Genomic DNA, 23,914 nt, shown 5'->3' on the forward strand with positions numbered 1-23,914 from the left:
TCACTGTATGCAGCAATGGTACAGTCTGAGTGATGAGGCGATGGAAGATGCGCTTTACGAGATTGCTTCGATGCGTCAGTTTGCACAACTGTCACTGGATAAAGCCATTCCTGACCGCACTACCATTATGAATTTCAGGCACTTGCTGGAAAAACACAAACTCACTCGTAAGTTATTCCAAACGGTCAATCAATGGCTGTCGGATTGCGGTGTGATGATGACGCAAGGAACATTGGTAGATGCAACGATTATTCAAGCACCCAGCTCCACTAAAAATAAAAAGAATGAACGTGACCCGGACATGCATCAGACTAAAAAAGGCAATGAATGGCACTTCGGTATGAAAGCTCACATTGGCGTGGATGCAAAGAGTGGCCTCACTCATACGCTGGTGACAACCGCCGCCAATGAACATGACTTGAACCAGTTGAAAAATCTGTTGCATGGCGACGAGGGATTCATCTCTGGTGATGCTGGTTATCAAGGCGCGGAAAAACGCGAAGAGCTGAAAGATACTAATGTGGAATGGCTGATAGCAGAGCGTCCCGGCAAAGTTCGGGCGCTGAAGAAGCATCCCCGCAAGAATAAAACCGCTATCAACATCGAGTATTTAAAAGCCAGTATTCGGGCGAAGGTAGAACACCCGTTCCGGATCATCAAATGTCAGTTCGGCTTTATCAAAGCACGCTATAAAGGGCTGACGAAAAATGACTCACAGTTAGCCATGCTATTCACCTTGGCGAACCTGTTTAAAGTAGACCAGATGTTACGACGACAGCCAAGATCTGTCTGAAATCCGGGAACAGCCTGGAATTAGGTCGAAATTCGGCGTAAAACGGCAGTATGTTGGCCAAAATTGAACACTTAGCGTTCAAAAATCAGGCGGGCCGCTCAAAACCTCGCTCGATACCTAAATTGCAGGACTTGTTCGCAGTTTCCCTAAGGCATAGCCAGCTGGCCACTGTAATACCTGATCTATTACAATGGATTCGTTTTGAAGAGCCTGCGGATGAAGCCATGATTAGTTGGTTAGCTGCAAAGAGTTGCCATCATTTTAGTTCCGCGGTATCGCTTTGGGCTGATTATTGTCAGTTAGCTGAGTCAGAAAGAGCCAATATTGTTTCTCAGGCTAAGGTCCTACCTTGGCAAACGTGGTTAAGTGAGTAAAAGTGTGAATAGCGAAAATAAGCCGAGAATTGTCACCTTAATGGGGCCAACGGCTTCAGGTAAAACGGCATTAGCTATTGAGCTTGTTGAGCAGCATAACTGCGAGATTATTTCCGTTGACTCGGCCTTGATATACCGTGGTATGGATATCGGCAGCGCTAAACCGAATAGTGAAGAGCTTGAACGGGCACCGCACCGATTAATTGATATTCGGGACCCAAGTGAGAGCTACTCCGCGGCCGATTTCCGACAAGATGCGCTGAATGAGATTGCGTCGATTATCGACGTAGGTAAAACTCCGCTTTTAGTTGGCGGCACTATGCTTTATTTCAAGGCGTTGCTGGAAGGCTTATCACCCTTACCGGCGGCGAATGAGTCGATTCGAGCACAGATAGCATTAGAAGCCGAGCGAGACGGCTGGGATGTATTGCATCTGCAATTACAACAGATAGATCCCGTGTCTGCGGCGAGGATACACCCGAACGATCCGCAACGTTTATCCCGAGCACTTGAGGTGTATCGGATTAGCGGTAAAAGTTTAACCCAGTTAACCGAAGTTAAGTCTGAAGCCTTACCCTATTCTGTGGTGCAATTTGGTATTTCACCTAAAGATCGTAAAGTGTTACATCTTTCTATAGAAGAAAGATTCAAATTGATGTTAAATCAAGGATTCATCGAAGAGGTAGAGCGCTTAAAAGCGCGCGGCGATCTACATTTAGACCTACCTTCGATGCGTTGTGTGGGGTATCGCCAAGTTTGGCAGTACCTAAATGGTGATTATGACTATGATACAATGGTCGAAAAATCCATTGTTGCGACTAGGCAATTGGCCAAGCGTCAATTAACATGGTTACGGGGATGGCCTGAGCTAAATTGGCTTGAGAGTGGTGACGAAACAAATCTAGCTCGACTTATGCAGTATTGTCGCTAGCTAATTCATTCACTCTATATAATACTAAAACTAAACCAGAAATTGATGCTGTATTAGGTTTAAATTTATTTTAATAAAAAGGAAATTATAAAATGGCAAAGGGGCAATCTTTACAAGACCCGTTTTTGAACGCATTACGTCGTGAACGCGTTCCTGTTTCTATCTACCTTGTTAATGGTATCAAGCTTCAAGGACAGGTTGAGTCATTTGATCAGTTCGTTATTTTGCTTAAAAACACCGTTAGCCAAATGGTGTATAAGCACGCTATTTCTACCGTGGTACCTGCGCGCCCATTTAACGTGAGCAACCACCACGCTACGCCAAATCAAACTGGTGGCTATAACGCACCACATGATGACAGCGCTGAGTAATTTTCTGAGGAGTCAACTTTTTGTTTGATCGCTATGAAGCGGGAGATGCTGCAGTACTTGTTCATATCGACTTTGCAGACGAAGACAGTAGGGAAGATCTTACTGAACTTCGCTTATTAGTTGAATCGGCAGGGGCTGAAACCGTTGGTGTGATAACGGGAAGTCGTCGTTCTCCAGATCGAAAGTTTTTTGTTGGATCAGGCAAAGCGGAAGAGTTAGCGGCATTAGTGGCTGCTACAGAAGCGAGTGTGGTGATTTTTAATCATCCCCTAAGTCCTGCTCAAGAGCGTAATCTTGAGCAAGTTTGTCAGTGTCGAGTGTTAGATCGCACTACACTGATTCTCGATATTTTTGCCCAACGTGCGCGTACGTATGAAGGTAAATTGCAAGTGGAGCTAGCGCAACTGCGCCACATGTCAACACGCCTTATTCGTGGTTGGACCCACCTTGAAAGACAAAAAGGCGGGATTGGCTTGCGCGGCCCAGGTGAAACTCAACTCGAAACTGACCGTCGTCTATTGCGTGGTCGGATAAAAACGATCAACAAGCGACTTGAAAAAGTCGATAAACAACGTGAACAGAGTCGACGCGCGCGAAAGCGCAGTGAATTAGCCACGGTATCGCTAGTGGGTTATACCAACGCGGGCAAGTCTACCTTGTTTAATTCACTTACCGTGTCAGAAGTGTATGCGGCAGATCAATTGTTTGCCACACTCGACCCGACATTAAGAAAGCTTGAGTTGCGAGATGGTGCGGTCATATTGGCCGATACCGTAGGTTTTATTAGGCATTTGCCTCATGACCTTGTTGCCGCTTTTAAGGCAACGCTGCAAGAAACGCGTGAAGCTGATCTGTTGTTACATATTGTTGATTGTGCCGATGACAATATGGGCGACAATTTTGAGCAAGTGCAATTAGTGCTTAAAGAGGTTGGTGCTGAAGATATTCCACAATTGGTCGTTTGTAATAAGATCGACCTGTTGGAGGATGTGGGGCCTAAGATCGATTACGATAGTGATGGTGTCCCAACGCGTGTGTGGGTTTCGGCTCAGCAACGCAAAGGCTTGGAGCTGCTCGAAGAGGCGATCGATAAAATAGTTGGTCGCGTCGCCATTGAGTTAACCTTGCAAATCCCAGCGACGGCTGGACATTATCTTGGTCAGTTTTATCGACTGGATGTGATACAGCAGAAAGAGTATGACGATCTGGGGAACTGTATCTTATCTGTGCGTTTATTGGAGTCTGATTGGCAACGATTAACGAAACAGAGCCAAGGGGAGTTGGAAACCTTTATTGTTGAAACAACAGCGGTAGAGTAGTTTTTAGTAATCTCGTTTAATTCATACACCTATGGAGTGCTAAATGGCTTGGAACGAGCCCGGTAACAAGGGTAAAGACCCTTGGGGAAACAAAAGTGGCAATGACAAAGGGCCACCAGATCTAGATGAAGTGTTTAAGAATATCTCTAAGCGCTTTGGGGGAAAAGGTAATGGCTCTGGTGCTGGTTTCAGCGCATTTGGCTTGGTCATTGTATTAGTCATTGCCGTTGTCGTGTGGGGACTGTCCGGTTTCTATACGGTGAAAGAAGCTGAGAAAGGCGTTGCCTTACGATTTGGCCAATATATTGGTGAAGTCGGGCCAGGCTTGCAATGGAAAGCGACTTTCATCGATGAAGTTTATCCAGTGAATGTCAGTAACGTTCGCTCGATCCCTGCATCTGGCAGCATGCTTACTGCTGACGAAAATGTCGTGCTAGTCGAGTTGGATGTCCAGTACATCGTTGTTGATCCGTATCGCTTTATGTTTAGTGCTGTCGATGCTAATGCGAGTTTGCGTGAAGCCACTGATAGTGCGTTACGTTATGTTATTGGTCACAACAGGATGGATGACATTTTGACCACGGGACGTGATCAAATTCGTCGCGATACGTGGGATGAAGTCAATCGTATTATCGAGCCTTATAATCTGGGGTTAGAGATCCGAGACGTCAACTTCTTGCCTGCGCGTCCGCCTGAAGAGGTAAAGGACGCATTTGATGATGCTATTGCAGCACAAGAAGATGAGCAGCGCTTTATACGTGAAGCTGAAGCTTATTCTCGTGAGATTGAGCCAAAAGCCCGTGGTACTGTGCAGCGCATGGAGCAACAGGCTAACGCTTATAAAGAGCGAGAAATCCTAGAGGCTCGCGGTAAAGTTGCACGCTTTGAACAGTTACTTCCTGAATACCAAGCTGCACCAGAAGTGACTCGTAATCGTCTTTATATCGATGCGATGTCTTTGGTTTATTCTGGTTCGAACAAGGTACTTGTTGATTCTAAGAGCAGTGGCAACATGATGTACCTGCCTTTGGATAAGTTGATGGAGCAAAACCAATCAACTAAAAAGGCTAAAGCCGCAGCCAAGGCAGACACGTCTAATCAGGAATCAGCGAATAGCATGGTGAACAGTTTAAGCATGCCGCTTGATGGTCGCGCTTCTCGCAGCGATAGAACTCGTGAGGGGAGAAATTAATTATGGGTAGATTAACTGTAATTATTGTCGCAATTTTAATTGCGCTCGGCCTGTCATCACTGATGGTAGTCAATGAAGGTGAGCGAGCTATCGTATCTCGTTTTGGTAAAATCTTGAAAGTAGATGGCGTTACTCGTGTCTATGAACCAGGTTTGCATATCAAGGTGCCGATGATCGATAAGATCAAGCTACTGGATTCACGGATTCAGACCATGGATGGCGCAGCGGATCGTTTCGTTACTTCTGAGAAGAAAGACCTTATGGTCGACTCCTATGTGAAATGGCGCATCCTTGACCATGAGAGATATTACCTTGCTACTAATGGCGGTAATAAAGCTCAGGCGGAGTCTTTACTCCAACGTAAGATTAATAACGATCTTCGTACAGAGTTTGGTCGCCGCACCATTAAAGACATCGTTTCCGGTAGTCGTGATGAGTTGCAGCAAGATGCATTGAAGAACGCATCTGAAAGTGCTGAAGATCTTGGTATCGAAGTGGTCGATGTGCGTGTTAAGCAGATTAACCTGCCTGCAAACGTAAGTTCAAGTATCTATCAGCGTATGCGTGCAGAACGTACCGCTGTAGCGAAAGAGCATCGTGCTCAAGGTAAGGAGCAGTCTGAAATCATTCGCGCTAAGACTGATGCTAGCGTAACAATCCAAATCGCTGAGGCGGAGCGTAAAGCTCTTGCTGTTCGCGGTGAAGGTGATGCGATTGCCGCTAAAATATACGCTGATGCGTATAACAAAGATGCTGAGTTCTATGCGTTCTTACGTAGCTTAGAAGCGTATAAAGCCAGTTTCGACGGTGGCGCAAACGTTATGGTCTTAGAACCTGACAGTGACTTCTTTAAGTATATGAAGCGTTCTGACGGCAAATAAGCCATGTGACTAAAAAAGCCCGACAAGTTCGGGCTTTTTTGTATTTAATTTTTGTAACGTTCTAATTTAGCTAAAGTTGTTATAGCTGGTACTTCAATTATCTTTGTTAATTTCTGCTCGTTTACGCTATTTCTTCTCCTACTTTAAGTGCTAGAACGGTATTTTTCCTAACATAGTTAACTTTGTTCGCTGTTTTACTATGATCTGGTTCTAATTTTTGGCTATAATGAGCCCCGCCTCAAATTTGATTTTTGTGCTTTGGGGTAAAACCCCAATTTCAAAGAAATTTTAAAACAAAAATTCCAACACTCTCTGGAGATAAGTGGATGAGCAATGCGCCAGTCGATACCGGACGTCGCAGATTCCTGACCGCAGCAACCGCCGTAGTAGGTGGTGCTGGTGCCGTCGCTGTAGCGGTTCCTTTTATAAAGTCATGGAATCCGAGTGCCAAAGCGAAAGCTGCAGGTGCACCGGTTGAAGTAAATATTAGTAAAGTCGAGCCGGGTCAGCTGATCCGTGTGGAGTGGCGTGGGAAACCTGTATGGGTTGTCCGTCGCACCGAAGAGATCTTAGATGGTCTTGCAAAGCATGATAATCAGCTTCGTGATCCTGCGTCAGTTGAAGAGCAGCAGCCTGCCTATGCGCAGAACGCCGTTCGTTCAATTAATCCTGAGTTCTTCATTGCCGTAGGTCTTTGTACTCACCTAGGTTGTTCGCCAACGTATCTACCTGATACCTTCGGTGAGCAAGTTGAGGGTGTTGCTTCGGGCTTCTTCTGTCCATGTCACGGCTCTAAGTTTGATATGGCTGGACGTGTATTCCAGGGCGTACCTGCACCACTGAACCTTGTTGTCCCACCTCATCAATATATTGATGATGGCAACGTGATCATCGGTGTCGACCAGGGAGCTGCGTAATGGTTAAAAATATTATCGATTGGATTGATGCTCGTATTCCAATGACGGCCACTTATAACCGTCATGTGGGTCAATACGCGACGCCAACTAACTTTAACTTTTGGTACTTCTTTGGCTCATTAGCCATGCTAGTCCTTGTTAACCAGCTACTAACCGGTATCTGGCTAACCATGAACTATGTACCAACGGCTGAAGGGGCATTTGCCTCTATTGAATACATCATGCGTGATGTTGAATATGGTTGGTTGCTGCGCTACATGCACTCTACCGGTGCATCGGCGTTCTTCGTGGTTATCTATCTGCACATGTTCCGTGGTCTTATCTACGGTTCATACCAGAAGCCAAGAGAACTTCTCTGGTTATTTGGTATGTTGATCTTCCTCGTGTTGATGGCTGAAGCGTTCATGGGTTACCTCCTTCCTTGGGGACAGATGTCTTACTGGGGGGCGCAGGTAATTATCTCACTATTTGGTGCGATTCCCGTAATAGGTGATGACCTAACACTTTGGATCCGTGGTGACTTTGTTGTCTCCGGTGCTACCCTAAACCGTTTCTTTGCGCTGCATGTTATTGCATTGCCATTAGTCTTGGTTGTATTGGTATTCCTACACTTAATCGCGTTACATGAAGTGGGTTCAAATAACCCCGACGGTATCGAAATTAAGAAAAACAAAGATGAGAATGGCTGGCCAAAAGACGGTATTCCATTCCACCCTTACTACACAGTAAAAGATATCATGGGCGTCGCAGGCTTCCTGATTGTCTTCTGTTATGTGTTGTTCTTCATGCCTGAGGGCGGTGGATACTTCCTCGAGAAGCCAAACTTTGAAGCGGCTAACCCGATGAAGACACCTGAGCACATTGCGCCAGTGTGGTACTTCACACCTTTCTACGCGATTTTGCGTGCGATTCCTGACAAGTTATTGGGTGTCGTAGGTATGGGGTTAGCGATTGCAGTATTGTTCATTCTACCTTGGTTAGATCGCTGCAACGTTAAATCTATCCGCTACCGTAGCATGATCCACAAGCTGAACATCAGTCAGTTCGCTGTATCATTTGTTATCTTAGGATACTTAGGTGCGGTACCAGCGACGCCAGCGCTAACTATAGCTGCGCGTATCTTTACTCTGACTTACTTCGGTTTCTTCTTAGCACTTTGGATTTACAGTAAGAATGAGAAGACCAAGCCTGTACCAGAGAGGTTGACACACTAATGAAAAAATTACTGATTGCATTAGTTACCTTGGTACCATCGCTCGTATTCGCAGCAGGTGGTGCACACGTACACTTAGAAAGTGCTAACGTTGATTTGAATGATACTGAATCACTGCAACGCGGCTTGGATAAATTCCAACACTACTGCGCAGGTTGTCACAGTACGCAATACCAACGTTATAACCGCGTCGCGGAAGACCTAGATATTTCAATCGACGATATGCGTAATAAGTATATGTTCGATGAAAATGCCAAGGTTGGTGACTTGATGGAAAATGCGATTCCAGAAGTCGATGCCGCGAAATGGTTTGGTGCAGCGCCACCGGATCTCACGCTAGTAGCTCGTGTCCGTGGTGAAGATTGGATTTATACATACCTAAAAGGCTTCTATAAAGATGAAAGTCGCCCGTTTGGTGTTAATAATTCAGTATTCCCTGCGGTAGGTATGCCTCACGTTCTTCAAGAACTTCAAGGCCTTCCAGTTAAGCAAGAAGATGGTACTACGGTAGCTACAGGCGGTTCATTGACTGCTGAAGAGTATGACCAAGTTGTTCGTGACATCACTGGATTCCTCGTTTATTCGGGTGATCCTGTCAAACTTGAGCGTGAAAGCTTAGGTTGGTGGGTTATGGGCTTCCTGTTTATTTTCTTTATTGTGGCCTATCTCCTAAAGAAAGAGTACTGGAGAGATGTACACTAACCCCCAATAAAGGTTAGAATGTATTATCCGCATATTGTAAACGGGGGGCTTTGCCCCTCGTTTATTTTTTGCTTTTCTTAGCTTTTGATTTTAAATCTTGGAGGGTATCAATGGCTGTTGCTGCCAATAAACGCTCAATCATGACCCTGTTCTCAGGCGCCGACGATCTCTATAGCCATCAAGTTCGCATTGTGTTGGCTGAAAAGGGCGTTACTGTCGATGTTCTGCAGGTTGATCCTAGCGAAATGCCTGAAGATCTTATTGAGCTAAACCCGTACAACACTGTACCAACTTTGGTTGACCGTGAATTAGTCCTGTATAACTCACGCATTATAATGGAATACTTGGATGAGCGTTTTCCTCATCCACCACTAATGCCGGTTTATCCAGTGTCTCGTGGTCAAACTCGTTTGATGATGCACCGTATCGAAAATGATTGGTATACGCTAGTTGAACGCATCAGAAGCGGTGATCGCGCCGATGCGGCTCGTAAAGAGTTGCAAGAGAGCTTGACAGCTATCGCCCCAATCTTCACTGAAATGCCTTACTTTATGGCTGAAGAGTTTGGCTTGGCTGATTGCTACTTAGGCCCACTATTATGGCGTCTACCAGTATTAGGCATTGAACTTGATAGCCGCACAGCAAAAGAAGTTAAAGCTTACATGACACGTCTATTTGACCGTGAGTCATTTAAAGCTTCTTTAACTGAGGCCGAGCGCGAAATGCGCATGAGTATCTAATGAAGTCGATGACCCCTAATCGTCCATATCTGCTGCAAGCATATTATGATTGGTTGATGGATAATGAGCTCACCCCACATGTGGTTGTTGATGCTTATGTTCCAGGTACTCAAGTGCCGCAACAGTATGTCAAGGATGGACAGATAGTGCTTAATATTACTGCGAGTGCAGTGGGTAATTTGCAAATCGGTCATGATTTTATTGAGTTCAATGCTCGTTTTGGTGGTGTACCCCAGCAGGTAGTACTGCCTATGGCAGCAATCGTGGCTATTTACGCCCGTGAGAATGGTGCTGGCACTGTGTTTGATCAAGAGGAAGCTTACCAACTCGAGCCCGAACTCGAAGAAAGTGGCTTAACTGTTGTCGACGAACCTTCTGCAGAGCCTGTGGCTAAAAAAGAAGAGAGTAAGCCAAAGCGCCGTGGACACCTTACGGTTGTCAAATAGGCCGAGTACTTGTAACTCATACTAAGAACCAGTCGAAAGACTGGTTTTTTTATGTCTCAAGCCAGCGTGTTAGCATGGTGTTTTTGGATGATAAGCGTGTGTCACTGTGGTAGCATCTGCGGCCATAATTCCTCCTCTAAAAACCTAGGGCTTGTAAAAACGCTATGATCTTAATGATCGATAACTACGACTCTTTTACCTTTAACTTAGTGCAGTATTTTCAGCAGCTAGGTCATACTATCGTGGTTAAACGAAATGATGAGATCACCATAGCGCAGATAGAACAACTCGCGCCATCTCATTTAGTTATCTCCCCAGGACCTTGTAGCCCAAATGAAGCTGGGGTATCGCTTGATGCGATTAAACATTTTGCCGGAAAATTGCCGATCTTAGGCGTATGTTTGGGTCATCAAGCCATTGGGCAGGTGTTTGGTGCTAACGTCATTAGAGCCAAGCGTGTTATGCATGGTAAAACGAGCAAGATTTGCCATACGGGTATGCGGCTCTTTTCGCAGTTGAATAACCCGTTAACGGTAACGCGTTATCACTCCTTATTAGTGGAAAGCCTACCCGCTGAATTTGTATTAGATGCGTGGTTCGACGATCCGCAGCATGGGCGAGAGATTATGGCGATGAGTCACCAACACCTCCCCATTTATAGTGTCCAGTTTCATCCGGAGTCTATTTTGACCGAGCAAGGGTTAGAGCTGTTAAACAACTTCTTCAGCTTGCCTGGTTAGCGTCTGCTTGGCTGGATTATTCATTAAATTTAGCTCAACCCGCGCGCATCATTTTCTAGCCAATAGTCATCGAGTGGCTATTCATCCTATTGCTGGCAAACTTTGTTGCTATGTTGTCGATATCCTTTTCAATCTGTTACAAGATTTATCATTAATCATCCACGTCGATAAGCCATTTTATGATATAAAAGGCATCAAAATAACGACTGTGTGGCTGCGGCTTAGCACAGTGATAACGATAAGGAAGAAGGATGACTGGCGCTTTTCGTGGTTTTGGTCTTAGTTTACTGACCCTCACAATATTAGGTGGTTGCGCGACCACCCCCTCAAATGATACTGCTCAGGCAGTCGCTCCCATTCAAGTGGCTTTGGCGACACCCCCACAAGTTGATCAAGCGTTAACGCTTAATCAAATAATGGCTAATCCTGATTGGATGGGGATTTTAGCCAAAGGCGAATACTGGAGCGATGATAGTCAATCGATCTATTTTGCTCGTCAGGCTCACGGTGCACCCACTCGCGATTTTTATCAACAAGCCATTACGGCGCAAAGCGCAGAGCAGCTAGCACTGAATCAGCTGCATTCAGCCGATCAACAATATGGTGTGTTGGATGGCAGTAAAAGCCGCAAAGCTTATATTTATCAAGGTAACGTCTTCGTTAAAGTGCTGGCCACGGGGCAGGTTTCACAACTGACAAGATTAAATAAGCCAGTAGAGGATGTAAGATTTTTAAATAATGGCGACATCGCTTATTGGCAGGGCAATGAGGTTGTCCGTATTCATCAAGACTCTGGCTTAATAGAACAGCTAGCGTTGATTAAGATGGAGAATGCCCCTAAAGGTGTCCAAGAACCAGATAGTTACATTGCTAAACAACAGCACAGATTGATTCAGTATGTTGCGATGCAGCAAGACAATGCGAAACACAAAGCAGCATATAAAGAGGAGTTAGCCAAGGCTGATCCAACGATGGCGCCAGAGCCATGGTATTTAGGTGACGCAGAGACCATTTTAGAAAAGAGCTTATCCCCAGATGGTCGTTACCTTATTTTATCACTCATGGATAAAAGCTATAGCTGGCGCAGTGAGCATGACATTATGCCTAACTATTTAGGCAAGGATGGTTATGTTGATGCGGTTCCTGTTAGAGCGCGAGTTGCCGAAGATGAAAATCCAGGACAACGCCTGGTATTGCTTGATTTAGCGGAACGTCAAAAACATGATGTCACTATCGAAGGCTTGACGGGTTTTGATGAGGATGTACTCGCCAGCGTCAAAGTGGAAAACGCGCAAGCCAAAGGTGAGCGCTATAAGAGTGAAAAGCAGCCCCGTAAAATCCAATTGATGCAAGATTGGGGTTGGAGTCAAAGTGCAATTCAGTGGCACAACCAAGACAACCAAGTGGCTATAATGCTCGAAGCTGTTGACAATAAAGACAGGTGGATCGCATCGCTTGATCTCAACAGCGGCAAGTTAGCGACAGAGCACCGATTACACGACGATGCATGGGTTAATTACAACTTTAACCAGTTTGGTTGGCTACCTAATAGCGACAAACTTTATTACCTTTCTGAAGAAACGGGTTACTCCCATTTATACCTGAAATCATTGGTTGGTAAGCCTCAGGCCCTTACCCAAGGCAAGTTTGTCGTCAGTGACATCACTTTGGGCCCCAAAGCACAATTTATCTATTATAAGGCGAATAAGCAGCACCCTGGTATCGATAACGTGTATCGCGTAGAGATAGCCACTGGTGAGAGCGAGCAGTTGACACAGTGGAATGGCCAATTAGATTACAGCCTGAGCCCTGATGGAACTCAGTTATTGTTAAATGCTTCTCGTCGCACAGAGCCAAGCGAACTGTTTGTCCAGCCTATTGGCGGTGAACTAAAGCAGCTAACCCATTATACCAGCGATGCATTTAAGCAATATGCATGGCAAGCACCTGAAGTTGTTGCTGTCGCTTCGACCCATGGCGCGGCAGATGTTTATGCGCGTGTTTACTTGCCGCAAGGCTATGACAAGAACAATGCGCATAAGTACCCAGCGGTGATCTTTAATCATGGTGCGGGTTATCTACAAAATGCCCATTATGGTTTCTCTGGTTACTTCCGCGAATTTATGTTCCATAACCTGCTAACGCAGCAGGGTTACGTGGTGATGGATATGGATTATCGTGGCTCAAAAGGGTATGGACGAGATTGGCGCACCGCGGTGTACCGTAACATGGGGCATCCAGAGGTTGAAGATCTTAAGGATGGCGTGAGCTGGATGGTTGCCAATGCCAATGTCGACGCAAATAAAGTTGGCACCTATGGTGGTTCTTATGGTGGCTTCCTCACCTTTATGGCGCTATTTACTGAGCCTGAGTTGTTCCAAGCAGGTGCAGCGTTGCGTCCAGTAACAGATTGGGCTCACTACAATGCACCCTATACGTCGAACATATTGAATACGCCAGATGTTGATGCTATTGCGTACGAGCGCAGCTCACCGATTGAACATGCACAAGGCCTACAAAAGCCGTTGCTGATCATGAGTGGTGTGTTAGATGACAATGTATTCTTCCAAGACAGTGTCCGTTTGGTGCAGCGTCTTATTGAGCTGGAGAAGCCAATGTTTGAAACGGCAATATACCCGGTTGAGCCTCACGGATTCCGCCAACCATCGAGTTGGTTAGATGAGTACCGCCGCATCTATAAGTTGTTTGAACAAGAGTTGAAGTAAGCCGGTTTTAGGCCTCCTATTGGAGGCCTTTTTTTATATTTGGGAGTGGGGAAATGATAAGAGTAATAGGCTTGTTATTCATTGCGTTAGTGTCATGTTTTACGCTGGGACTCAAGGTGCATGCTAATACAGGGATTGCGTCGATGGTTGACGGTTTGTGGCATGATGTGAATAGCAGTGAATTTACTAATGGGGTGATGATCCTTGCGCAAGATGGTGATCAAATTAAGATGAGTCATTACGTCGAGTACAAAGGTGTTGCTATGGTTGAATATGGTACCGGTACCCGCATAGGGAATACGATAGAGGTCGATGTGACGGTGACGCGCCCAATCCCAGGCTGGGTAGTTGAAGGTAAACACAGATTACAACTATCGGCTGATGGTACAAAGTTAGAAGGCCATTATTATTCCAGTGAAGGCAGTGGTCCGTTACGATTCCAACGTGGGGGTAAGTAACAGAATTGATCAGCTTATGTCGACTTAATCCCCTAGGCCAGTTATCCATGATAAGTGCTAGTTCAAGTTATACTGGTATTGTAGTCTTTTAAATCAGTAGTTTCGTGTACTATATGTTTAATCGAATGAAGGCGATGGAGAAATGGTTAGGTGAGTAAATCGGTTGCTGGCGGTGTGCGTCCAGGCGTGATTATTGATATAGAACATAGGTTATTGAAGCAGCTCATTGTGGGTAAGCAAAAGGTTGCGGCCTCCATGTTTGATGAGCTTGATCGCGAACTCGAAGGTGATGCGAATAAACTGGATATCGAACGTGATGCCGTGCTGGAGCGACTCACTAAACAGATACAAGCTAAACAAGTATTCGAAGCGGTATCGGCACAGTTAATCACCACAGTCAAAACGACCTTAGACAATCAACTTGCCTCACCAGAGTTGTTATTAAAGCATTCGGGTATTAACGAGACTCAGATGTTAATGCTGGAAGCTTTGCATCAAAAGAATATAGATTTAAACCGCTTACGCCTTCTGATCACCGACTTACCTTGGTTATGCCGCGATTTAACCAATATGGTTAACAGCCCGACATTTCGCCATAAACGCCAACAACGCTCAGATATAAAGGTGACCGATATTAAGTTAGTGCTTAACTTCATTGGGGTTGAGAACTTACGGATGTTGATTCCGTATTACTGTTTACGTAACTGGCTGCCAACGGGTCACGCGAATCTGCTGTGGACCACGAGAAAGCTGTGGCGCTACGCGATGATAACTGGCATCGCTGCTAAGGCGTTAGCTCAGCTGAATGAGCAGGATATCGCACTCAGCTATAGCTGTGCACTCCTATACCAACTCGGTGCCTCTGTAGTGCTTAAAAACGGTGCCAAGGTATATGAGAGTATTTGGGGTAACTGGCTGAGAGAGGCAAGTGCCAGTCGAGATAAAGAGTTGTATGATGCGGTGCTTGCGACTGAGTTCCCTGCCGAAGATGTGTATCAATTAGTGCTGCTACACAGTCACCAGCTCAACTGGCAGTTATTGAGTCTGCTTAACTTCGGTGAAAGCGAGCTGACCAAAGTGCAAACTGAGTTGGGCAACCACTTAAGCTATAGTGAATTGTCGACGTTCGGCGCAATTGTTGCCAGAGCCAGCTGCTTTGCCAAGGTGATGATGCTAGAAGATATGCGCATGATTGACGCTAAAGAGAAGCGCTTAATGTATGATTACTATGAGCTAAGTGAGCAGGAGGTTATTCGTCTTAAAGGGCAGAATTACCGTAAGCTGGATCTGATATAGTGCCAGTTGCGGCGCTTCTCACCCTGACAGTCTATGACTGCCTTTTTGTGTTAAAAAGCAGCAGAATTCAAACAACTCAGCTAATTATAGCGATTTAATGTGTTTATATATTCAAAATTGGTGCATGAATAACAAAAGTGGGCGCTAACAACTTTTTTTATGACTAATTATGCCGCAAACCCCCGTAATAAACGCTTGTATAACTCTAAAGCTCAAATCTTTATGCATTAATCATGCAGTGAATAATTGGGTTGAGTGTAAGAAACTGGTATTTTGATCACATTTTCGCTATTAATGTCACTTAAGATAACTAAACAACCGTCGCCGCCATAGGCAATCGATACGATAAAAGACGGGTACGACAGGCTTTTAAGCCATCGGCAACAATGAAAGGATGAGAGGAATGAGCGTGAACAACAAGCTAACTAGAGCCCAATTTGATGAAGTAATGGTGCCTAACTATGCACCTTCTGCAGTGATCCCTGTTCGTGGTGAGGGAAGCAGAGTATGGGATCAAGAAGGCACCGAATTTGTCGATTTCGCTGGTGGTATTGCAGTTAATTGTTTAGGTCACTGTCACCCAGCACTCGTTGGCGCGCTTAAAGAGCAAGGTGAAAAACTTTGGCATCTTTCTAACGTGATGACTAACGAACCTGCATTGGCTCTAGCGACTAAGCTGGTCGATGCAACATTTGCTGACAAGGTCTATTTCGCCAACTCAGGTGCTGAGGCCAACGAAGCGGCATTAAAACTCGCACGTCGCTATGCATTGGATAAGTTTAGCGCAGAGAAAGACCAGATTATCGCTTTTGATAAGGCGTTCCATGGCCGTACTTTCTTCACAGTAAGTGTCGGTGGTCAAGCCGCTTATTCTGATGGGTTTGGTCCAAAACCACAAAGTATCACCCATATTCCATTTAATGATATCGCTGCGCTTGAAGCGACTATCTCTGATAAAACGTGTGCCATCATGCTTGAGCCACTTCAAGGTGAAGGTGGTATTATCGATGCTGATGTTGAGTTTCTAAGAGCGGTTCGCGCCCTAGCAGACAAGCACAATGCATTGGTTATCTTCGATGAAGTCCAAACGGGTGTTGGTCGTTTAGGTGAGCTATATGCCTATATGCGTACTGAAGTGGTACCGGATATCCTGACAACGGCGAAAGCCTTAGGCGGTGGCTTCCCAATCGCAGCGATGTTAACCACTGACGCGATTGCAGCGCATCTAAAAATTGGTACTCATGGTTCAACTTACGGCGGTAACCCATTGGCTTGTGCTATCGGTAACGCTGTATTGGATGTGGTCAATACGCCTGAAGTGTTAGATGGCGTTAAGCATCGCGAACAGTTGTTGCGTGATGGCCTTAACAAGATCAACGAAAAGTATAAGGTATTCGCCGAAGTACGTGGTCAAGGACTACTGCTAGGTGCTGTGTTGAACGAGCAATATCAAGGTCGTTCAAAAGAGTTTCTTGTTGCCTCAGTTGCTGAGGGGTTAATGACCCTAATCGCGGGTGCCAACGTTATCCGTTTTACTCCTTCCCTAGTTATCCCTGAGGCTGATATTGCTGAAGGTCTTGCTCGTTTCGAACGCGCTGTAGCGAAAGTGGTTGCAGGCTAAGAGACATATTAAGCGCGGATCATTTATTCGCGCTTTTTTGTCGATAGGAATACTTGAACCTCAAACACTACACGCCTGTCTTACTTTAAGGGGTCGTGTTTGGGTCTCGAGCAAAACTGAGGAGATCGAAGATGTTAATTATCCGTCCCATCCGCTCAAGCGATTATGATGCGCTATATCAGATCGCCGTGGAGTCAGGTCATGGATTCACGTCTTTACCCGTAAATGAAGAGCTACTTCGCAACAAGATTAAGCGTGTTGAAGAGTCGTTCGTAAAGCAGTTAGATAAGCCGTTCGATGAAGGCTATCTGATGGTGCTTGAAGATACTGAAACGGGCGAAGTCGTTGGTACTTGCGGGCTAGAAGCCGCAGTGGGCATGGTCGATGCTTTCTATCATTATCGCTTAGGCACCGAAGTTTATCACTCGGAGCAGATTGATGTACGTAACGAGGTTGAAACCTTAACCTTATGCCACGACTATACTGGCTCTGCTGAGCTGTGCACCCTATTTTTACGCGAGTCATATCGTAAAAATAATAATGGCCGTATGTTATCGCGCAGCCGTTTTCTCTTCTTGGCTCAACACGCAGCGCGGTTCGGCGAAACTGTTATAGCAGAGATGCGTGGTGAAAGTGATGCCGAAGGCAATTCACCTTTTTACAGTTGGCTGCAACAACACTTTCTTGGCATTGACTTCGTTCAGGCCGACTATCTATCTGGTTTAGGACAAAAAGCGTTTATGGCAGAGATGATGCCAAAGAATGCGGTATATGTCTGTTTGCTGCCGGAAGAAGCACAGAAAGTGATTGGCGAAGTTCATCGTAATACACGTCCAGCGCTTAATCTATTACAAGCCGAAGGCTTTAGATGCCGAGGATATGTCGATATTTTCGATGGTGGTCCAACGGTAGAGTGCAATATTAACGATATTCGCTCGGTGAAAGAGAGCCGCCTATTAACGGTAAACATTGGTGAGATGCCTGCATCAACCACTGGTTATATCATCTCAAATACTTTATTAGCGGATTATCGCGCGACATCAGCCGATCTGCTGGTCAGTGATGAAACTGATGAAGTGACGATTTCAGCTGAGCTTGCAGCGGGATTAATGGTTGCTCAAGGCGAACAGATCCGCGTTTTAGCATTGTAGGATAAAATTATGAGTCAATTTATAAATGGTCAATGGGTTGCTGGTCTAGGTCACGATGTGACGTCGAAGAACCCTGCAAACAATGAAGTTATCTGGCAGAGCAATACGGCAACGCCTGAGCAAGTTAATAGTGCTGTTGATGCTGCGCGTGCGGTGCAATTTGATTGGTTTATGCTGGGTTTTGAGGGGCGTTTAGCCATCGTAGAAGCTTATCGCGATCAACTTGAAGCGAGTAAAGCGGAAATAGCTGAAACGATTGCTCAAGAAACTGGCAAACCTCAGTGGGAAACCGCGACTGAAGCGGGCGCTATGGTCGGCAAGATAGGCTTATCTGTTGCCGCGTACAACAAGCGTACTGGCACCACTGAAAATGACACACCAGCTGGCCGCGCTGTGTTGCGTCACAAGCCGCACGGTGTTGTGGCGGTATTTGGTCCTTACAACTTCCCAGGGCATCTGCCTAATGGACATATTGTTCCTGCGCTGCTTGCAGGTAACACTGTGGTCTTTAAGCCGTCAGAGCTTACCCCTAAAACCGCTGAGCTAATGCTTAAGTTGTGGGAACAGGCGGGACTTCCTGCTGGTGTGATTAACTTAGTTCAAGGTGAAGTTGAAACTGGTAAGGCGCTAGCATCACATCCGCAAATCGATGGTCTGTTCTTTACTGGTAGCTCGCGCACAGGTCATATCTTGCATCAACAATATGCCGGTGACCCTGGTAAAATTCTAGCGCTTGAGATGGGTGGTAATAATCCACTTATTATCAAAGGTGTTAAGGATACCAAGGCTGCGGTTCATGACATCATTCAATCGGCTTATATCTCATCAGGTCAACGTTGTACTTGTGCACGTCGCTTGTATGTGGAAAAAGGCGCCGAAGGTGATGCGCTATTAGCTCAACTGGCTGAAGCCGTTAAGCAGATCAAAGTGGGACCGTGGAACGCACAGCCACAGCCATTCATGGGATCTATGATTTCAGAAACTGCGGCCAAAGGTATGGTTGAAGCGCAGCGTAACTTGGTTAACCTAGGTGGTACGGCGTTGGTGGAGTTAACCCATCTTGAAGCGGGTACAGGTCTTGTTTCTCCGGGCCTTATCGACGTTACCCAAGTGATCGAACTACCAGATGAAGAGTACTTTGGTCCGCTGTTACAAGTGGTTCGTTATACTGACTTTGATGAAGCGATTAAGCTAGCAAACAATACCCGTTACGGCCTTTCAGCGGGGATATTGGCCGACAGCCGTGATGATTATGACTATTTCCTTGCGCGTATTCGTGCAGGTATTGTTAACTGGAACAAGCAGATCACGGGCGCATCAGGCGCGGCACCTTTTGGTGGCGTAGGCGCTTCAGGTAACCATAGAGCCAGCGCATTTTATGCTGCCGATTACTGTGCTTACCCAGTTGCTTCGGTTGAAGCTGATGCGGTTAGTTTGCCTGCCACGTTAAGCCCAGGCCTAACTGTTTAAGAGAAACACCATGGGGCAGCTTGTTTGAGCTGCGCCATTTTTAAAAGTCGTACACGAAAGATTGATCTCTTTACTCTCGTTGTACTTATATCGTGATAACCACAACTCAGCTGCCACAGCAAAAGACTGAGAGCACGATGCCGTTAAGGAAGAAATTGATGCACACAGATGTAAACCAGTTATTTGCCGCCCTTTGGGACGACTATGTTGAAATGACCCCTTCAGCTGCTAAGGTACACCAGCTTTTGGCTAAGGGTGAGACCATTATCAATGACCATATTGCGCTGCGTACTTTTAACATTGAAAAAGTGAACTTAAGCGTGCTGGCAAAGCACTTTGAGTCCCTTGGCTATGTTGCCTGCGGTGATTATAATTTTGAAGCGAAAAAGCTTAAAGCTAAGCATTTTGAGCACCCAGATCCGAAACAGCCTAAGGTGTTTATCTCTGAGCTGATGGTTGAAGCCTTTAGCCCTGAACTGCAAGCGACTGTGAAAGCTTTGGTTGAGCAAGTTGACGTGGCAGCGACCCAAGCTGAAAACTTCCTCTACTCGGGTCGCCATTGGGAACTCGACTACAGTACTTATGAGGCCTTACTGGCTGAAAGTGAGTATGCGGCTTGGGTTGCTGCATTTGGTTACCGCGCTAACCACTTTACGGTATCGATTAACCATTTACCTGGTTACAACACGATTTTAGAAGTCAATGAAACCCTAAAGCAGGGCGATTTTGTCTTAAATAGTGTCGGTGGTGAAGTCAAAGGTTCTGCAGAAGTCCTGCTTGAGCAGTCGTCGACAATGGCAGATAGAATCACTGTTGACTTTAAAGACGCTCAAAAGGCGATTCCAAGCTGTTTCTATGAGTTTGCACTGCGTTACCCTCAAGCTGATGGTGAGTTGTACACAGGCTTTGTGGCAGCCTCTGCTGACAAGATTTTTGAGAGCACTAATAACGGTTAATCCGAGTGAGTGAATTTCGTTAGAAAGCCGATGCGGTCGCATCGGCTTTTTTATGGGTGTTTTTTACCACAGAGCCAACTTAAACTGATTGGTATTACTTGAGTGTGAGTGAGGCGCTTAACGCGTGCCATTGGCAACCTTACAGCTTATTAAAGGTCAGTTCGACTTTTAAACCACTTAAGTGAGTGCTGTGATCAAACTTCAGTCCAATTTCATATTGCTCGGCGATATCTTTAACAATAGAGAGACCGAGCCCATGGCCCATGATCTCTTCATCTAAACGCCTGCCTCTATGGGTAAGTAGAGTGAGTTCGTCGCTGGCAACGCCCGGCCCATCATCTTCAATGACAAGGGTTAGGGTATCGTCATGGTTGACCACACTGACTTGCACCACAGTTTGTGCCCATTTATAAGCGTTATCCATTAAGTTACCGATAAGCTCCATGCCATCTTCGCGGTGAATTGGCAGCCTAGACACTGTGGTTGAAAGCTCAAACTGGCAGTTAATCGTTTTGGCACTGTGCACCTTAGCCAATGTTTGAGATAGATCATGCAGATCTTTAGGCAGTTGCAGCTGTGCGGCTGGTAGCATATCGCCGGTAATTCTCGCTGCGGCCAGTTTGCGCTCAATCATCTTATGCACTTGGTCGAGCTGTTTTTGCAATGCTATTGCGCTGTCTGGATCTTTGAGCCCAAGAGCTTCGACTTGCTGCTGCATCACTGCCAGCGGTGTTTTTAGCCCGTGGCTTAAGTTGCCTAAGTTATTGCGACTGCGTTCCATCTGTTTGCTGGAATACTTGAGCAATTCATTATAGGTGTCGGCTAATGGCGTTAGTTCTGGCGGAATTTTCGTCGCATCCAGTGCGGTGATCTCGCCCTCACGCAGTTTGACCAGTGCGTGTTGCATGTCGTTTATCGGTTTAAAAGATTGCCTGAGCACCAAAAATATCCCTGCTATCATGGCTAATAACATTGCGAGGTTTACGCTTAATTTTGTGCCATATACTTGGGTAAACACCTTTCGGCCAATACTGAGATCTTGGGCTACCGTTAGGGTGGCGTTTTGGTGGGCAGCTTGGTTGCTTAGCCCTAAAGAGAGCAGTTGGATATCATGATTTTGCGGGCCTTTTGTCTGCCACACCCGAGTTTCTCCTTTATTCAACGACTGGATATTGAGCCGTTGATCCCAAAGTGAGCGCGAGCGCAGCTCAACACCTTCCATATTTAGCTGGTAGTAGCGACCAGAATAAACGGGATTGTAGAAACCAGAAAGTTGACTTTGATCTATGCTGATGTCGCCATTCTCGACATTAATGGCGAGTAACACTTGCTCCAAATCTTCCTCAAGTCGGTCTATGATTGAGTCATGAAAGGCTTGCCTGAGCATAGATTCGAAGAAGGCGATGGCAATAAATGTTGAGATAATAACTAAGCCTGTTAACCACAGGCTTAGTTTAGTCTTAATCGAGATCATTGTTTCAAGCCGTGAAAGATATAACCTTGGCCTCGTCGAGTTTCAATCGCAGTTTTACCCAGCTTTTTACGCAGATGGGTCACGTAAACCTCAACCACATTACTCTCTTTTTCATCATCAAATTGATAAAGTTTGTCGGTAAGCTGTGCTTTGGAAAGTAATTTTTTCGGTGACATAAGGAATATTTTAAGTAGCCGAAACTCCATCGCGGTGAGTTCAAAGTGATTGTCACCCACAGTCACGCTCTGCTGTCCCTCATCCAAGGTGACCCCTTCAAAGCTCAGTTCTTTTGAAGGCGTACTGGCTTTGCCATGCGCGCACTGTATTAACGCATGTATACGGGCTAACAACTCTTGGGTATGGAAAGGCTTACCTAAATAGTCATCAGCACCAGCATTGAATCCCTCAACCTTTTCATGCCACTGACTGCGAGCGGTTAACATGATGACAGGCGTATTGATACCTTGGTTGCGCCAACGCTCTAGCAATTCTAAGCCATTGCCATCAGGCAGGCCAATATCCAAAATAACGCAGTCATAGTTGGTTTCTTTAAGCAGATAGTCTGCTTCAGCAGCTCTGTCGGTAACATCGGTGACATAACCTGCTTGCTTTAACTGTTTTTCCAGCTCTTCCACTAATAGTGCGTTGTCTTCAACCAGCAGCAATTTCATTGTCTGAGTGTACCTTCAAGTTCATTCTCGTTATCAACTGGTGTGGCCTGCGAGGAGGTGCCAGGGTCCAGAACATCGAGTGAGAGTTTATATGACAAAGATAATACTACTTTTCAACGGGCTGATGTAAAGCAGATTAATTTTGTGGTGGATTATAGTGATTGGTATTACTTACTGTTCGTGTCATGACAGGTTAATGGCAACTGTTGGTAGCTTTGAAGTTGACCGGTTGCCGCATCAATACTGAGTGATACTAGCTCGCCTTCAAGGGTTTTAAGTCGTAGGTCGTAGCTCCAGCGGCCTTGAGCTTGATATAGATGGGCGTCAATTAATTTTCCTGCACAGTATTGCTGTACATGCACCAAGGTTAGATCTAGAGAGAGGATTTTACCTTGGCTAACCAGTTTTTTAGCTTGGTTATGCTCAAGCTCAATAGAGGTCGACGCATAGCTTGTGCCCAGTAAGATCAATGTTAGGACAGTGGTGCTAATAAGGGAGATAAAATTCACTAACGCTATCCTAAAAAAAATGGCCTGACTAGATGTCAGGCCACTTTAGCGAAGATCTATTAAATCTAACTTAATGTACGCTTAGCGAGTACCGTATACCACGATTGTTTTACCGTGAGCTTGAATTAAGTTCTGCTCTTCAAGCATCTTAAGAATACGGCCAACCGTTTCGCGTGAACAACCAACAATCTGACCGATCTCTTGACGAGTGATCTTGATTTGCATGCCATCCGGGTGTGTCATCGCATCAGGTTGCTTGGCTAGATGTAGCAATGTCTGTGCAATACGACCTGCAACGTCTAGGAAAGCTAAGTCACCCACCTTTTGGCTAGTGCTTTGTAAGCGATAAGCCATCTGTGAAGAGAGTTTCATCAAAATCTCAGGGTTTACCTGAATCAATTGCTTAAACTTCTTGTATGAGATCTCTGCGATTTCACAGGCTTGTTTAGCGCGAACCCAAGCAGTACGCTCGGCTTGCTCTTCAAACAGACCTAATTCACCGATAAAGTCACCCTGATTTAGGTAAGAGAGAATCATCTCTTTGCCTTCTTCATCTTTAATCAAGACGGCAACAGAACCTTTAACGATGTAGTACAAGGTATCAGAGTCTTCACCAGCATGGATCAGAGTGCTTTTGGCTGGATACTTATGAATGTGACAGTGTGATAAAAACCATTCCAAAGTTGGATCAGGTTTTGGCTTACCAATCAGAGCCATGCCTATGTTCCTCGACTGATTAATGTAAATACAAGAATATGCTAAATAAGCAGATTACGTCAATTAAGTGGGAAAAACCTCGCGAGAGATCAAAGTTTGCAATAAATATGCAATCAACAACTCAATAAAACTCAATGTAACTTGCTTTCAATTATGGGAGTTTATTTTGATACATTAGTAATATATGTCAACTAATACCGTTAAAAGCCCACGTTATTTAACCGACAATGCTGCGTAAATCACATC

General features: G+C 45.4%; 24 protein-coding genes. 20 read left to right on the top strand and 4 right to left on the bottom strand.

What is annotated here, in order from left to right:
* The 20 genes from L876_RS0114015 to L876_RS0114110 form a co-directional block, all read left to right on the top strand.
* Positions 1-793, top strand: a 793-nt coding sequence (locus tag L876_RS0114015) for an IS5 family transposase (RefSeq protein ID WP_028764384.1), incomplete at its 5' end; no start/stop codon positions are given.
* Positions 794-1,017: 224 nt separating this feature from the next.
* Positions 1,018-1,167 (top strand): hypothetical protein, encoded by a 150-nt coding sequence (locus L876_RS22775; RefSeq protein ID WP_156029434.1) that lies wholly within the window; start codon positions 1,018-1,020, stop codon positions 1,165-1,167.
* Between the two features lie 4 nt (positions 1,168-1,171).
* On the top strand, positions 1,172-2,098 hold the full coding sequence (miaA, locus tag L876_RS0114025; RefSeq protein WP_028764386.1) for a tRNA (adenosine(37)-N6)-dimethylallyltransferase MiaA: 927 nt from the start codon (positions 1,172-1,174) through the stop codon (positions 2,096-2,098).
* A gap of 92 nt (positions 2,099-2,190) precedes the next feature.
* A complete protein-coding gene (hfq, locus tag L876_RS0114030) occupies positions 2,191-2,469 on the top strand; it encodes an RNA chaperone Hfq (RefSeq protein ID WP_028764387.1) in 279 nt (92 codons plus the stop codon).
* A 20-nt stretch (positions 2,470-2,489) separates the two neighbouring features.
* A complete protein-coding gene (hflX, locus tag L876_RS0114035) occupies positions 2,490-3,788 on the top strand; it encodes a ribosome rescue GTPase HflX (protein ID WP_028764388.1) in 1,299 nt (432 codons plus the stop codon).
* A 43-nt stretch (positions 3,789-3,831) separates the two neighbouring features.
* The gene (gene hflK / locus L876_RS0114040; protein ID WP_028764389.1) at positions 3,832-4,980 is read left to right on the top strand and encodes an FtsH protease activity modulator HflK; all 1,149 of its coding nucleotides are present in this window, start codon (positions 3,832-3,834) and stop codon (positions 4,978-4,980) included.
* 2 nt (positions 4,981-4,982) lie between these two features.
* Positions 4,983-5,861: a protease modulator HflC gene (gene hflC, locus L876_RS0114045; RefSeq protein ID WP_028764390.1), complete on the top strand. Its 879-nt coding sequence runs from the start codon at positions 4,983-4,985 to the stop codon at positions 5,859-5,861.
* A 326-nt stretch (positions 5,862-6,187) separates the two neighbouring features.
* A complete protein-coding gene (gene petA, locus L876_RS0114050; RefSeq protein WP_028764391.1) occupies positions 6,188-6,778 on the top strand; it encodes a ubiquinol-cytochrome c reductase iron-sulfur subunit in 591 nt (196 codons plus the stop codon).
* On the top strand, positions 6,778-7,992 hold the full coding sequence (locus L876_RS0114055; protein ID WP_028764392.1) for a cytochrome b: 1,215 nt from the start codon (positions 6,778-6,780) through the stop codon (positions 7,990-7,992). The genes petA and L876_RS0114055 overlap by 1 nt, the downstream gene beginning before the upstream one ends.
* Positions 7,992-8,693 carry a cytochrome c1 gene (locus L876_RS0114060; protein ID WP_028764393.1) on the top strand — a complete coding sequence of 234 codons (702 nt, stop codon included), beginning with the start codon at positions 7,992-7,994 and terminating at the stop codon, positions 8,691-8,693. Before L876_RS0114055 ends, L876_RS0114060 begins: the two co-directional genes overlap by 1 nt.
* Before the next feature lie 110 nt (positions 8,694-8,803).
* Positions 8,804-9,433 (top strand): stringent starvation protein SspA, encoded by a 630-nt coding sequence (gene sspA / locus L876_RS0114065; RefSeq protein WP_028764394.1) that lies wholly within the window; start codon positions 8,804-8,806, stop codon positions 9,431-9,433.
* A complete protein-coding gene (locus L876_RS0114070; RefSeq protein ID WP_028764395.1) occupies positions 9,433-9,879 on the top strand; it encodes a ClpXP protease specificity-enhancing factor in 447 nt (148 codons plus the stop codon). Before sspA ends, L876_RS0114070 begins: the two co-directional genes overlap by 1 nt.
* Before the next feature lie 164 nt (positions 9,880-10,043).
* Positions 10,044-10,619: an anthranilate synthase component II gene (locus L876_RS0114075; protein WP_028764396.1), complete on the top strand. Its 576-nt coding sequence runs from the start codon at positions 10,044-10,046 to the stop codon at positions 10,617-10,619.
* A gap of 251 nt (positions 10,620-10,870) precedes the next feature.
* Positions 10,871-13,345 (top strand): S9 family peptidase, encoded by a 2,475-nt coding sequence (locus L876_RS0114080; protein WP_028764397.1) that lies wholly within the window; start codon positions 10,871-10,873, stop codon positions 13,343-13,345.
* Positions 13,346-13,398: 53 nt separating this feature from the next.
* Complete coding sequence (locus tag L876_RS0114085; protein ID WP_028764398.1) at positions 13,399-13,803, top strand: hypothetical protein; 405 nt, start codon at positions 13,399-13,401, stop codon at positions 13,801-13,803.
* A 150-nt stretch (positions 13,804-13,953) separates the two neighbouring features.
* Positions 13,954-15,099 carry an HDOD domain-containing protein gene (locus tag L876_RS0114090; RefSeq protein WP_028764399.1) on the top strand — a complete coding sequence of 382 codons (1,146 nt, stop codon included), beginning with the start codon at positions 13,954-13,956 and terminating at the stop codon, positions 15,097-15,099.
* A gap of 403 nt (positions 15,100-15,502) precedes the next feature.
* Entirely contained in the window at positions 15,503-16,720 is a 1,218-nt protein-coding gene (locus L876_RS0114095; RefSeq protein ID WP_028764400.1) for an aspartate aminotransferase family protein, read from the top strand.
* A gap of 131 nt (positions 16,721-16,851) precedes the next feature.
* On the top strand, positions 16,852-17,871 hold the full coding sequence (gene astA, locus L876_RS0114100) for an arginine N-succinyltransferase (RefSeq protein ID WP_028764401.1): 1,020 nt from the start codon (positions 16,852-16,854) through the stop codon (positions 17,869-17,871).
* Between the two features lie 9 nt (positions 17,872-17,880).
* Positions 17,881-19,341 (top strand): succinylglutamate-semialdehyde dehydrogenase, encoded by a 1,461-nt coding sequence (astD, locus tag L876_RS0114105; protein ID WP_028764402.1) that lies wholly within the window; start codon positions 17,881-17,883, stop codon positions 19,339-19,341.
* Between the two features lie 158 nt (positions 19,342-19,499).
* Positions 19,500-20,297 carry a DUF1338 domain-containing protein gene (locus tag L876_RS0114110; RefSeq protein WP_028764403.1) on the top strand — a complete coding sequence of 266 codons (798 nt, stop codon included), beginning with the start codon at positions 19,500-19,502 and terminating at the stop codon, positions 20,295-20,297.
* A 139-nt stretch (positions 20,298-20,436) separates the two neighbouring features.
* Here L876_RS0114110 and L876_RS0114115 read toward each other — a convergent pair whose 3' ends face one another.
* The 4 genes from L876_RS0114115 to crp form a co-directional block, all read right to left on the bottom strand.
* Entirely contained in the window at positions 20,437-21,771 is a 1,335-nt protein-coding gene (locus tag L876_RS0114115; RefSeq protein ID WP_028764404.1) for an ATP-binding protein, read from the bottom strand.
* On the bottom strand, positions 21,768-22,442 hold the full coding sequence (locus L876_RS0114120; protein ID WP_028764405.1) for a response regulator transcription factor: 675 nt from the start codon (positions 22,440-22,442) through the stop codon (positions 21,768-21,770). The genes L876_RS0114115 and L876_RS0114120 overlap by 4 nt, the downstream gene beginning before the upstream one ends.
* Before the next feature lie 167 nt (positions 22,443-22,609).
* The gene (locus tag L876_RS0114125; RefSeq protein ID WP_373316119.1) at positions 22,610-22,951 is read right to left on the bottom strand and encodes a PepSY domain-containing protein; all 342 of its coding nucleotides are present in this window, start codon (positions 22,949-22,951) and stop codon (positions 22,610-22,612) included.
* Positions 22,952-23,032: 81 nt separating this feature from the next.
* Positions 23,033-23,668, bottom strand: coding sequence for a cAMP-activated global transcriptional regulator CRP (gene crp / locus L876_RS0114130; protein WP_011864391.1), 636 nt, complete (start codon positions 23,666-23,668; stop codon positions 23,033-23,035).
* Positions 23,669-23,914: the final 246 nt, after the last annotated feature.

The sequence above is a fragment of the Shewanella colwelliana ATCC 39565 genome, assembly GCF_000518705.1.
Taxonomy (GTDB): Bacteria; Pseudomonadota; Gammaproteobacteria; order Enterobacterales; family Shewanellaceae; genus Shewanella; species Shewanella colwelliana.

Excerpts from the sequence above, each read along its gene's own strand:
- L876_RS22775 (WP_156029434.1), top strand. The coding sequence starts at position 1,018 with ATGATTAGTTGGTTAGCTGCAAAGAGTTGCCATCATTTTAGTTCCGCG.
- hfq (WP_028764387.1), top strand. The coding sequence starts at position 2,191 with ATGGCAAAGGGGCAATCTTTACAAGACCCGTTTTTGAACGCATTACGT.
- hflK (WP_028764389.1), top strand. The coding sequence starts at position 3,832 with ATGGCTTGGAACGAGCCCGGTAACAAGGGTAAAGACCCTTGGGGAAAC.
- hflC (WP_028764390.1), top strand. The coding sequence starts at position 4,983 with ATGGGTAGATTAACTGTAATTATTGTCGCAATTTTAATTGCGCTCGGC.
- petA (WP_028764391.1), top strand. The coding sequence starts at position 6,188 with ATGAGCAATGCGCCAGTCGATACCGGACGTCGCAGATTCCTGACCGCA.
- L876_RS0114055 (WP_028764392.1), top strand. The coding sequence starts at position 6,778 with ATGGTTAAAAATATTATCGATTGGATTGATGCTCGTATTCCAATGACG.
- L876_RS0114060 (WP_028764393.1), top strand. The coding sequence starts at position 7,992 with ATGAAAAAATTACTGATTGCATTAGTTACCTTGGTACCATCGCTCGTA.
- sspA (WP_028764394.1), top strand. The coding sequence starts at position 8,804 with ATGGCTGTTGCTGCCAATAAACGCTCAATCATGACCCTGTTCTCAGGC.
- L876_RS0114070 (WP_028764395.1), top strand. The coding sequence starts at position 9,433 with ATGAAGTCGATGACCCCTAATCGTCCATATCTGCTGCAAGCATATTAT.
- L876_RS0114075 (WP_028764396.1), top strand. The coding sequence starts at position 10,044 with ATGATCTTAATGATCGATAACTACGACTCTTTTACCTTTAACTTAGTG.
- L876_RS0114080 (WP_028764397.1), top strand. The coding sequence starts at position 10,871 with ATGACTGGCGCTTTTCGTGGTTTTGGTCTTAGTTTACTGACCCTCACA.
- L876_RS0114085 (WP_028764398.1), top strand. The coding sequence starts at position 13,399 with ATGATAAGAGTAATAGGCTTGTTATTCATTGCGTTAGTGTCATGTTTT.
- L876_RS0114095 (WP_028764400.1), top strand. The coding sequence starts at position 15,503 with ATGAGCGTGAACAACAAGCTAACTAGAGCCCAATTTGATGAAGTAATG.
- astA (WP_028764401.1), top strand. The coding sequence starts at position 16,852 with ATGTTAATTATCCGTCCCATCCGCTCAAGCGATTATGATGCGCTATAT.
- astD (WP_028764402.1), top strand. The coding sequence starts at position 17,881 with ATGAGTCAATTTATAAATGGTCAATGGGTTGCTGGTCTAGGTCACGAT.
- L876_RS0114110 (WP_028764403.1), top strand. The coding sequence starts at position 19,500 with ATGCACACAGATGTAAACCAGTTATTTGCCGCCCTTTGGGACGACTAT.
- L876_RS0114115 (WP_028764404.1), bottom strand. The coding sequence starts at position 21,771 with ATGATCTCGATTAAGACTAAACTAAGCCTGTGGTTAACAGGCTTAGTT.
- L876_RS0114120 (WP_028764405.1), bottom strand. The coding sequence starts at position 22,442 with ATGAAATTGCTGCTGGTTGAAGACAACGCACTATTAGTGGAAGAGCTG.
- crp (WP_011864391.1), bottom strand. The coding sequence starts at position 23,668 with ATGGCTCTGATTGGTAAGCCAAAACCTGATCCAACTTTGGAATGGTTT.